Annotated in this window: 7 protein-coding genes; 4 read left to right on the forward strand and 3 right to left on the reverse strand. The window is 66.4% G+C overall.

The window, feature by feature from the left end; genetic code table 11:
- Positions 1-1,434 (forward strand): helix-hairpin-helix domain-containing protein (locus FVW20_RS00370; protein WP_231038740.1); only part of this gene is annotated, 1,434 nt, incomplete at its 5' end.
- Positions 1,435-1,595: 161 nt separating this feature from the next.
- On the opposite strand, the gene FVW20_RS00375 is transcribed toward FVW20_RS00370, so the two are convergent.
- On the reverse strand, positions 1,596-4,220 hold the full coding sequence (locus FVW20_RS00375; RefSeq protein WP_196607806.1) for a tetratricopeptide repeat protein: 2,625 nt from the start codon (positions 4,218-4,220) through the stop codon (positions 1,596-1,598).
- A gap of 52 nt (positions 4,221-4,272) precedes the next feature.
- On the opposite strand from FVW20_RS00375, the gene FVW20_RS00380 reads away from it, so the two are divergent.
- Positions 4,273-4,635, forward strand: a complete 363-nt coding sequence (locus FVW20_RS00380) for a molybdenum cofactor biosynthesis protein MoaE (protein WP_196607807.1) — start codon at positions 4,273-4,275, stop codon at positions 4,633-4,635.
- Between the two features lie 307 nt (positions 4,636-4,942).
- Positions 4,943-5,407: a thermonuclease family protein gene (locus FVW20_RS00385; protein ID WP_231038741.1), complete on the forward strand. Its 465-nt coding sequence runs from the start codon at positions 4,943-4,945 to the stop codon at positions 5,405-5,407.
- A gap of 345 nt (positions 5,408-5,752) precedes the next feature.
- Here FVW20_RS00385 and FVW20_RS00390 read toward each other — a convergent pair whose 3' ends face one another.
- Together FVW20_RS00390 and FVW20_RS00395 are read right to left on the reverse strand one after the other, a co-directional pair.
- Positions 5,753-7,117, reverse strand: a complete 1,365-nt coding sequence (locus tag FVW20_RS00390; RefSeq protein ID WP_196607808.1) for a sodium-dependent transporter — start codon at positions 7,115-7,117, stop codon at positions 5,753-5,755.
- 329 nt (positions 7,118-7,446) lie between these two features.
- Positions 7,447-8,553, reverse strand: coding sequence for a tRNA(5-methylaminomethyl-2-thiouridylate) methyltransferase (locus FVW20_RS00395; protein ID WP_196607809.1), 1,107 nt, complete (start codon positions 8,551-8,553; stop codon positions 7,447-7,449).
- Between the two features lie 310 nt (positions 8,554-8,863).
- Here FVW20_RS00395 and recA point away from each other — a divergent pair, with 310 nt between their 5' ends.
- Positions 8,864-9,937 carry a recombinase RecA gene (gene recA, locus FVW20_RS00400; protein WP_196607810.1) on the forward strand — a complete coding sequence of 358 codons (1,074 nt, stop codon included), beginning with the start codon at positions 8,864-8,866 and terminating at the stop codon, positions 9,935-9,937.
- Positions 9,938-10,002 lie beyond the last annotated feature (65 nt).

Below are 10,002 nucleotides of genomic sequence, written 5' to 3' on the forward strand. Positions count from 1 at the left end.
GCCGACGCGCTGGACACCCTGCACCGCCGGGCGGGCATCGCTGCCACGGGTGCCGCCCCACGGCCCGAAACCGCCGTCGGACAGGTGGAGGCGGCCCTTGCCGACGCCTGGAAGCGGCTGTTGGCTCCATCGCTGGAAAACGAACTGCGCACGGCCCTGCGCGAGCGGGCGGAAGCCCAGGCCATCGGCGTGTTCGCCGCCAACCTGCGCGAACTGATCATGGCCCCGCCCCTGGGCGGGCGCCGCATGCTGGCGCTGGACCCCGGCTGGCGCACCGGGTCCAAGCTGGTCTGCCTGGATGCGCAGGGCTCCCTGCTGCACCACGAGGTCATTCATCCGCTGACGGGCGATGCCGGAGCGGAACGCGCCGCACGCACCCTGCGCGACTGCTGCGCCAGATACGCCATCGAGGTGGTGGCCGTGGGCAACGGCACCGCCGGACGCGAGACGGAGGCCTTCGTGCGGGGGGCGGGCCTGCCCGCCGGGGTGGACGTGGTGCTGGTGAACGAAACCGGAGCCTCGGTGTACTCCGCGTCCGACGCGGCCCGCCGCGAATTTCCCGACCACGACCTGACCGTGCGCGGGGCCGTTTCCATCGGGCGGCGGCTGATGGACCCGCTGGCGGAACTGGTGAAGATCGACCCGCGCTCGCTGGGCGTGGGCCAGTACCAGCACGACGTGGACCAGGCCGCCCTGCGCCGCGCCCTGGACGAGGTGGTGGCCTCGTGCGTCAACGCCGTGGGCGTGGACGCCAACACCGCCAGCCCGGAACTGCTGGCCCACGTTTCCGGCATCGGCCCGGTGCTGGCCCGCAACATCGTGGCCCACCGGGCGGAAAACGGCCCCTTCCGCAGCCGCAAGGATATGCTGAAGGTGCCGCGCCTTGGCCCCAAGGCCTTCGAACAGGCGGCGGGCTTCCTGCGCGTGCGCGGCGACAACCCGCTGGACGCCAGCGCGGTGCACCCGGAACGCTACGACCTTGTGGCCCGCATGGCGGCGGACCTTGGCTGCGCCCTGGCCGACCTGCTGCGCCGCGACGACCTGCGCGGACGTATCCGGCCCGAGCAGTATGTTGCCGACGGCGTGGGCCTGCCCACCCTCACCGACATCCTGGCCGAACTGGCCAGGCCGGGGCGCGACCCGCGCCCGTCCTTCACCCCGTTCCGCTTCGCCGAGGGAGTGCATTCGCCCGACGACCTGGAACCGGGCATGGTGCTGCCGGGCATCGTCACCAACGTCACCGCCTTCGGGGCGTTCGTGGACATAGGGGTGCACCGCGACGGGCTGGTGCACGTCAGCCAACTGTCCGACCGCTTCGTGCGCGACCCGGCAGAAGTGGTGGCCCCGGGCCGCGCCGTGCGGGTACGGGTGCTGGAGGTGGACCGGGCGCGCGGCAGGGTGAGCCTGGGCATGAAGGGCGTGGACCAGCAGTAACCCGCTCCGGCGCGTACCGCCCGGCCAGACCGCCAGAAAGGCCGGACTGAATGCATAACGCCCGCGCGACAACCGTCGCGCGGGCGTTTCCTCTCATCACGAATCCCGTCGTGCCCGGCCCACGCCTTTGGGGCGCGGCCAACCGGATCACCACGACGCTCCTACTTCTTTTTCTTCTTGCGCTTTTCGCGGGCCTCGTTGAACAACTTGTCCTTCTTCTTTTCGAAGACCAGGGTGGTGCGCAGCGCGGCAAGGCCCAGGGCCACCACGGAGAGGATGAGGATCAACCCCTTCTGCAACTGCCATTTCTGGGTGCTGATGAGGCCCGAGGCCCACGTGGCCCCGGCGCGCTCGCCATAGAACAGGGCCAGCGGCGCCGCCACCAGGATCAGCAGCAGCCCCACGATCTCCATCCACAGGAAGCTGCGCCAGAACAGCAGCATGAACAGCGTGGAATCGCGCACCATCCGCAGGAACTTCAGGCGCGATTCCAGGTCCTTCAGCCGATCTTCTTCGGCTTCGGCCACGGCATGGGCGCGCTTGAAGGTTTCCGCAACCTGCAAATTCGTTTTCAGCGCCCAGTTCAGGCTGGCGCCGCACATATTGAAATTCTTGTTGAATTCCACAAGAATGCGCGGAAACGGGAACCAGGCGGCTTCGTCACGGATGTGCATCAGCCGGGCCATGAACCCGTTGAACCGCGTCTTCAGGTCCTTGGCCTCGCGCCCGATGCGCAACTGCATGTCCTTTTCCAGCTGCGAACGCCCGTTGATCACCGTCTGGAACGGCACGAAGTTGCGTATCTCGGCCATGCGCACCAGGTTTGTCACGCGCACGTCGGTCTGCACCGCAAAGGGGTGTTCTTCGCTGAACCACGTGCCCAGTTCCGCCCGAAGGCGCGCCAGCCCCTGCTTTTCTTCCTCCACGCGGTTCTCCGCCTCGCTCCACGGCACGTGCAGCGCCGTAAGCAGGTGCAGGTGGCCGCGCTCCAGTTCCGGGTCCAGCAGCACGCGGTTGAACACATTGGGATCCTGGGCGATCAGGGCCAGCAACTGCGCCGTGGCCTGCTCCACGAAGCCCATCTTCACGTGGCACACCGCCTGGCGGTACTCGGCATCGGACCACTGCGGGCACAGCCGCACCACCTGCCGGTACAACTGGGTGGCGGGCTGGTACTTGCCCTGCACCTCGTGCAGACGGGCCTGGAGAAAGATGTGCCAACCCTGCTGCAACGCCGTGGGGGCCAGGGTTTCCGCCTCCTTCCACAGCGAAGCGGCGCGCAGGTGGTCGCCGCGTTCCAGGGCCACGTACCCCAGCATGGTGCGGTTGCGGTAGTCGCGCGGGTTCTTGATCTGGATCTGGGCCAGTTCGCGCTCCAGCGCCACCGGCTCACCGTGGCGGATGGATTCCAGAACGCCCCACACCGGGTTGTCGTCCTTGGGGGCCAGTTCGTCGAGGCCTTTCGGATATTCCTTGCCCCGCGCCAGCCACATGCGGCGCACCATGCGATGCTGCCCGGCGCTGCCGATGTCGAACATGGCGCGGGTCATGATGCCTTCGGCCCCTTCGGAGGCCAGCAGCACGGCAACCCCTTCGCCTATGTCACCGGCAAGTTGCGCGTCGATGATCTGGAAGCCCTGGTTCAGGGTTTCGAAATCCAGCAGGGCCACGTCGCGCCATACGCTGGGGGTCAGGGTATCCAGCTTGCGGGTGGGGCAGGCCGTGACTTCGTGGTTGCGCATGCCGCAGTAGAAGCAGCACGGGTTGTTGCCCGCCACTGCGCGGGTGGAGACCACCACCGGCAGCGCCCCCGCTTCCTGCCCGTCGTCGGCAAGACCCACGTTGCACCAGTCGTCCATGCTGCTGTGCTCGACCGAAAAGCGTACCTCGTGGATGGTGAAGCCTTCGCCCAGCAGGTAGGCGTTGCGAAAGCTGGTGTGCGGGTAGTCTGGCACCAGCTGGTCCCAGTCCAGGGCGACCTTGCGGGGCAGTTCGTTGTTGAAGTTCAATCCCTTGCGGTCCACGATGGCGCTGACGCACGGCCAGTAGGCGTCGGGGCGCTGTTCCTTCACCTCGCGGACGCGTTGCAAAAGGTCGCGGCACCACTGCCGGTACAGGCGCAGGTTTTCCAGCGGAAAGATAAGGAAGGATTCGTGCAGGATGTACTTGAACTTGTGGCGCTTGAGAATTTCCTCGATCTCGCCGAACATGGAGCGCCAGCCCGCCTGAAATCCCTTGTCCAGGGGGTTGCCCAGGGGGCGCAGCACCGAGTACCATCCGGTGGTGGACTGGTACGGCAGGCGCGAATCGGCCCGCAGCATGGTCCATTCGGCGGGCACCATGCCGCGCAGGGCCGCCGCCTTCTCGAAGGACAGGCCCGGCACGCCGGTGCCCATCTCGCGGGCGCGGGGGTGCACCCACACCTGGAATTCCTGCGGGGCAATGAGTTCCTGCGTGGTAAGCACGTTTTCCAGCGACAGGGAAATCTCGCGCTTGATGCCCAGCAGCAGGCGCGCGGGCAACACTTGGCCCGCCACGGGCAACGGGTTGAACTTGCCCCATATTTCCAGCCGCGCCAGCGCCAGGAACACGTCCGCCGAAAAGAAGAACCACAGCGACTGGTCGCGCTCGGCGGCAATGGTCATGCCGCCATAGTCCTGCAGGGTCTGCGGCACGGCAGGATTGATGTCGCCCTGCCAGTTCAGCCACAGGGCAAGACCCGCGGCGCTCATGCGCGATTCGCGGAACTCCGGCAGGCGGCGCAGCAACGATTGCAACTGGGGCATCCGGACCTCTGGATACGGCTAACCAGGGAACAACCCTGATACGGAGTGATGAATGGACGTTACCAAGGCCCTTGCGGACCTGAAAAAGGAACCGGGCTTCGCCGACAATGTCGGCATGGTCCTGGTGCACAACGGCGTGGTGCGCGGCTGGTCGCGCAAGGACAAGAGCAATGTGGTCGCCATCAGGGTAACCCCCGACCGTGATCGCATCAATGAAATATGCCGCGAGCTGTCGACGCGTCCGGGCATCTTCCGCATCCTGGCCGACGCCGTGGAAGGCGAACTGGCTCCCGGCGACGACGTGCTGTTCCTGGTGGTGGCGGGCGACATCCGCGAAAACGTCAAGGCCGTGTTCGCCGAACTGCTCGACCGCATCAAGGCCGAGGCAGTGACCAAGGAAGAAATCTTCGGCTGACACCACGGGGTTCCTGCCCCTTGCCGCATTCCGTCCCGCCCCGGTGGCCCTGCCGCCGGGGCATTTTTTTCTCCTTCCGCCAAAAGTACAGCAAATTCCATTCCTTTCTGCGCCATTCGGACTGCGGCACGATTGCGGCGGCAACGGATGCCGGTTTTTCCGGGGTTTTGCCATATGCTGGCGGATGCTGCATGGTACGACAGCCCCGAAGTGCATGAGCATGATGCACTGCTCACTCCTGCCCTACACCCCATCCCGTGCCGCGCGACCCCTTGCACTTTTCCTGTATATAGATTTTTATATATACATGCGCCGCACACTCCTTGCCCGCATGCTCCGCGCCGGGCTTCTGGCCCTGCCCCTGCTGTTTCCGCCGCTGCTGGCGGACACGGGCGTTTTTGCCTGCCGGGCAGGGGAAACATTCGGCGATGCGCGGGCCGTGGTGCTCCGTGTGCCGGACGGCGACACGCTGGTGGTGGACATTCCCGGCTACCCGCCGGTAGCGGGCCGGGCCATCAGCGTGCGCATTGCCGGGTGCGACACCCCGGAAAAACGCGACCCGCGCGCCGAACTGCGCGAACTGTCGCGCCGCGCCCGCGAACTGACCCTGCACATGGCCGCGCCGGGCAGCACGGTGACCCTGCGCAACCTGCGCCGCGACAAGTACTTCCGCCTGCTGGCAGATGTGGAGGCCGACGGCGGCGACATCGCCTCCGCGCTCATCGAGCGCGGGCTGGCCAAACCCTACGCGGGGGGCCGCAAGGAATGGTGAGGTGCGGGACCGGCCTGCACCTTCCCGCATTCGCCTTTTCCTCACTTCCCCTTCCCGCGCGTCCCAGCCCCCTGCTCATTCAACGCAAAAGGCCCCGCCGAAGCGGGGCCTTTGTGTGTGTACCTTTCGGCAGGCGGGCAAAGGAGAGGCGTACCTGCATCCGCGCGCGGCAGTATTTCCGGCTTTCACGCGGGTTCAGCGGCTTTCCGAAAACGCGCAGGACGTGCGGCAAGGGCAAGGAAAACCGTTTTTTTGCGACGGGAGTGTACTCGTCCCGTACTCGACCGGAGCAAAAAAACGGTTTGACGCCGCCATTGCCCGCGCACTGCGCGTTTTCGACGCGCGCTAAAAGACCTTGAGCCCCTTGAGGAGAACCAGCAGCACCAGCACCGGGCTCACCCAGCGCACCACGGTCAGGAACGCGGCGATGATGGGACCGTTGAGCAGTTGGCCCCTGTTGGACAGTTCCGTCTTCACGTTGGCCGCGCCCCACACCCAGCCCGCGAACAGGCAGATGAAGATGCCGCCCACGGGCAGCAGCACGTTGGACGACAGGAAGTCGTACAGGTCGAACACGGTCATGCCGAATATCTTCACGTTGGCCATGGTGGACATGGACAGCGTGGCCGGCAGGCCGATGATCGCCAGCGTCACCGAGGTGAGGATGGTGGCGCGCTTGCGCGGCATGCCGAACGATTCGGCCAGCCAGGCCACGGGCACTTCCAGCAGCGAGAGCATGGCGCCGGTGGCGGCGATGGCGGTAAGGCAGAAGAAGATGATCATGAATACCTGGCCGCCCGGCAGCGAGGTGAACACGGCGGGGATGGTCATGAACAGCAGGCTGGGCCCGGCGCTGGGCTCGAAGCCGAAGTTGAACACGGCGGGGAACACCGCCATGCCCGCAAGGATGGAGATGGTCAGGTCGCACAGCATGACGCGGGTGGCCGTCAGCGGAATGTCCTGATCGTTGCGGAAGTAGCTGCCGTAGGTGGTCATGGTGCCCATGCCGATGGACAGCTTGAAGAAGGCTAGGCCCAGGGCCATCAGGATGACGCCGGGAGTGATCTTGCTGAAGTCGGGGGTGAACAGGAAGGCCAGCCCTTCGGCCGCCTTGGGCAGGGTAAGGCTGCGCGCGCACACCGCCACCAGCAGCAGGAGCAGCACGGGCATCAGCACCTTGGTGGTGCGTTCGATGCCCTGCGCCACACCGGCGATGATGATGACGCTGATCAGCACCAGCACGCCCCACTGCCACAGCAGAGACTGCACCGGGTTGCCCACCAGCGCCTCGAAGGCCTTGGCGGCCACGGCGGGGTCGGTGGTGGCGATTTCGCCGGACATTGCCTTGAAGATGTAGGCGAACACCCACCCGGCCACGTCGGTGTAGAAGCCCATGATCAGGAACGCTGCCACCACGCCCGAAAAGCCCACCAGGTGCCAGGGCTGGCCCTTGGGGGCCAGTTGGCGGAAGGTGCCCACGGCGTTGGCCCGGGCGCGGCGACCGAGCATGATTTCGGATATCATCACCGGCAGGCCGACCAGCAGGGTGGCAAGCACGTACACCAGCAGGAACGACGCGCCGCCGTTCTGCCCGGTGAGGGCCGGGAACTTCCAGATGTTGCCGAGGCCCACGGCCGAGCCGAGGGTGGCCGCAAGCACGCCGAGGCGCGTTGCGAAGCCGTCGCGGGCGGTGGTGATCTGTTTCGCCATGTGCACTGTTTCCTTGAAATGTGAGCTCCGGGCTATCCGGGCATCCCTCATTAGACTCATCCCCCTTCTTTATCAAGGTATTTATGCCCTCTCGCCCTGCCGCGAATACTCCGGAATCCGGCAGCGGCGCGCAACGGTGCGAAATGGCAGACCATACCAAAAAGAAGCGGCACTCGCATACGCAAGTGCCGCCTGTGAAGGGCGCAATGCTGGTAGTACTTTGCAGTACCACGCAAAGGGTCTACCGTGGGTGTGGTGGGCAGAGCGAGAGTTGGAAGGCACCGCCCCCGGCAGGCATGCCGAATGGGGCGCCCCTGCGCTCCTTTCCTCTATTCCGATTGCCCGTCGGGGCCGTCGTCGTTGCCTTCGGGCACGGGCAGTGCACGGGCGCGGGCGTCGGCGCGGATTTCCTCGCGCACGCCCTGCCAGTTCAGCTCGCCCCAGCCCAGCGGGGTGGTGCGTGCCGGGGTTACCGTCACCTCGGCCATGCCGTCCGGCCCCGCCACGCGCACGGTAACGGGTGTTCCCTCGCGCACCGCCTTCGGAGAAAACGAGGCCACGAAGGCGGCGGCATCGCGCACCACTTCCGCGTCCCAGGCCTTGCCGTCGAACTGCCGCCCGATGGCCAGCGGACCGGGAAAACCCGCCACCTTGAAGTGCAGGTCCGCCGGAAAGGCAAAGCGCACCAACGCGTCGTTGTCGGCCTGGTGGCGGCCTATGGACAGCCAGTGCGGCCCGGCCCAGTACTGCCGCCCTATGTTGGCCAGCTTGAATTCCGCGGCGGTGGCGTACGGTGAATGGGCCAGCACCGGCCAGTAGCGGCGCGCGTTTTCGCGCTCTGCCAACTTGCAGCCCCCGGCGGGGGTGGGAATTTCCGTCAGGCCGTACTTTTCGGCCAGGGCCATCTGTTCCTTGCGCCCGCGCCCGAAAATGGCGTGCAGGCGGCTGCGGTCCACCAGGCCCGATTCCTCTGCGGGGGTGGGGTCCAGCTTCTGGGCACACAGGGGGCGCAGCAGCAGTTCCTTTACCCCGGCGTCGCGCCGGATGACGTTCAGGGTGTCGCGCCGCTGCGACATGGGGCGCTGCCCCAGCACCTCGCCAGTGATGATGAACGAGGCGCCGTAGCGTTCCATCATCTCCCGCGCGCGGGAAATCATGATGATCTTGCAGTCCACGCAGGGGTTCAGCACCTTGCCGAAGCCATGGACAGGACGTTCGCGCAGCAGCGCGGCAAAGGCCTCGCCCAGGTCCACGGCGGCGATGTCGAGGCCATGGATGGCCTCCCAGTGCTTCACCTTGCCGGGCTTGCCGAAAAACGGAGAGACGAAGTGCAGGCACTTGACCGCAAGCCCCTGCTCCTCGATGACCTTCACCGCCAGAATAGAATCGAGACCGCCGGACAACAGGGCCACGGCGTCATAGCGTTTGCGTTCCATGGGGGGTGACATACGGCGCGGGGGGCCCGTTGGCAAGGGGCGCGGTGCGGGAACGGGCGGCGGGCGACGGAAGAACGCGACCGCCCCCTCACTGCCGGTTTCCTCCTGCCCTCACCCGACCTTTGCCTGTTCCCGCCCTTCCCCTGTCTTGTCCTGGCCTGTCCCCCCATCCGGACCCGCGCACCCGGCGTTGCCCGCCGCCGCGCCTTCTGATATTCCCCGTGAAGCCCTCCGGCGCCCGGCCTGCCGTCAGGCACCCGGACCCGCCGGGGCGCCCCAAGCCCGCAATCATCCCACCCCGGAGACATACATGGCGAAGAAACCCGCGCTGACGCCGGAAGAGATGCGCCGCGAGGCCCTCTCGACGGCCCTCAGCACCATCGAGCGCAAGTACGGCCAGGGCTCGGTCATGAAATTGTCCGACACCGCCCACGTGAACATTCCGGTCATTCCCACCGGCTCCATCGGGCTGGACCTGGCCCTCGGGGTGGGCGGCATTCCGCGTGGCCGCGTGTCGGAAATCTACGGCCCGGAATCTTCGGGCAAGACCACGCTGGCCCTGCACATCATCGCCGAATGCCAGAAGCTGGGCGGCACCGCCGCCTTCATCGACGCAGAGCACGCGCTGGACACCAACTACGCCCGCCGCCTTGGCGTGAAGACCGACGAACTGCTGATCTCGCAGCCCGACTTCGGCGAACAGGCCCTGGACATCGCCGACATGCTGGTGCGTTCCAGCGCCGTGGACATCGTGGTCATCGACTCGGTGGCCGCGCTGATTCCCCAGGCGGAACTGGAAGGCGTGATGGGCGAAATGCAGGTGGGCGGCCAGGCACGCCTGATGTCGCACGCCCTGCGCAAGCTTACCGGCACCATCCACAAGTCGCGCACCGCCGTCATCTTCATCAACCAGATCCGCATGAAGATCGGCACCATGGGCTACGGCAACCCGGAAACCACCACCGGCGGCAACGCGCTGAAGTTCTACAGTTCCATCCGCCTGGACATCCGCAAGATCCAGACCCTGAAGGACAAGGAAGAAGTCTACGGGTCGCGCACCCGCGTCAAGGTGGTGAAGAACAAGGTGGCCCCGCCCTTCCGCGAGGCGCTGTTCGACATCCTGTACGGCACGGGCATTTCGCGCACCGGCGAACTCATCGACCTTGGTTCCGACGTGGGCATCATCGAAAAGAGCGGCTCGTGGTTCGCCTTCGGGTCCGAGCGCCTCGGCCAGGGCAAGGAAAACGTCCGCGCCCTGCTGGAGGAAAACGAGGCCCTGCGCCTGAACGTGGAAGCCAAGCTCATCGAGCACCTGGGCATGATGCCCACCAAGGTAGTGGACCCGGACGACAACGCCGGGGCCATGGACGACGACGAATTCTAGCCGCACCGTGCGCCGCGCCACCGCCAGCCCCGCCCTGCGGGCGCGGTGACGTGCGCGGCGCCGCG

Source organism: Nitratidesulfovibrio oxamicus (assembly GCF_015731765.1).
Lineage (GTDB): Bacteria > Desulfobacterota > Desulfovibrionia > Desulfovibrionales > Desulfovibrionaceae > Cupidesulfovibrio > Cupidesulfovibrio oxamicus.

Excerpts from the sequence above, each read along its gene's own strand:
- FVW20_RS00375 (WP_196607806.1), bottom strand. The coding sequence starts at position 4,220 with ATGCCCCAGTTGCAATCGTTGCTGCGCCGCCTGCCGGAGTTCCGCGAA.
- FVW20_RS00380 (WP_196607807.1), top strand. The coding sequence starts at position 4,273 with ATGGACGTTACCAAGGCCCTTGCGGACCTGAAAAAGGAACCGGGCTTC.
- FVW20_RS00385 (WP_231038741.1), top strand. The coding sequence starts at position 4,943 with ATGCGCCGCACACTCCTTGCCCGCATGCTCCGCGCCGGGCTTCTGGCC.
- FVW20_RS00390 (WP_196607808.1), bottom strand. The coding sequence starts at position 7,117 with ATGGCGAAACAGATCACCACCGCCCGCGACGGCTTCGCAACGCGCCTC.
- FVW20_RS00395 (WP_196607809.1), bottom strand. The coding sequence starts at position 8,553 with ATGGAACGCAAACGCTATGACGCCGTGGCCCTGTTGTCCGGCGGTCTC.
- recA (WP_196607810.1), top strand. The coding sequence starts at position 8,864 with ATGGCGAAGAAACCCGCGCTGACGCCGGAAGAGATGCGCCGCGAGGCC.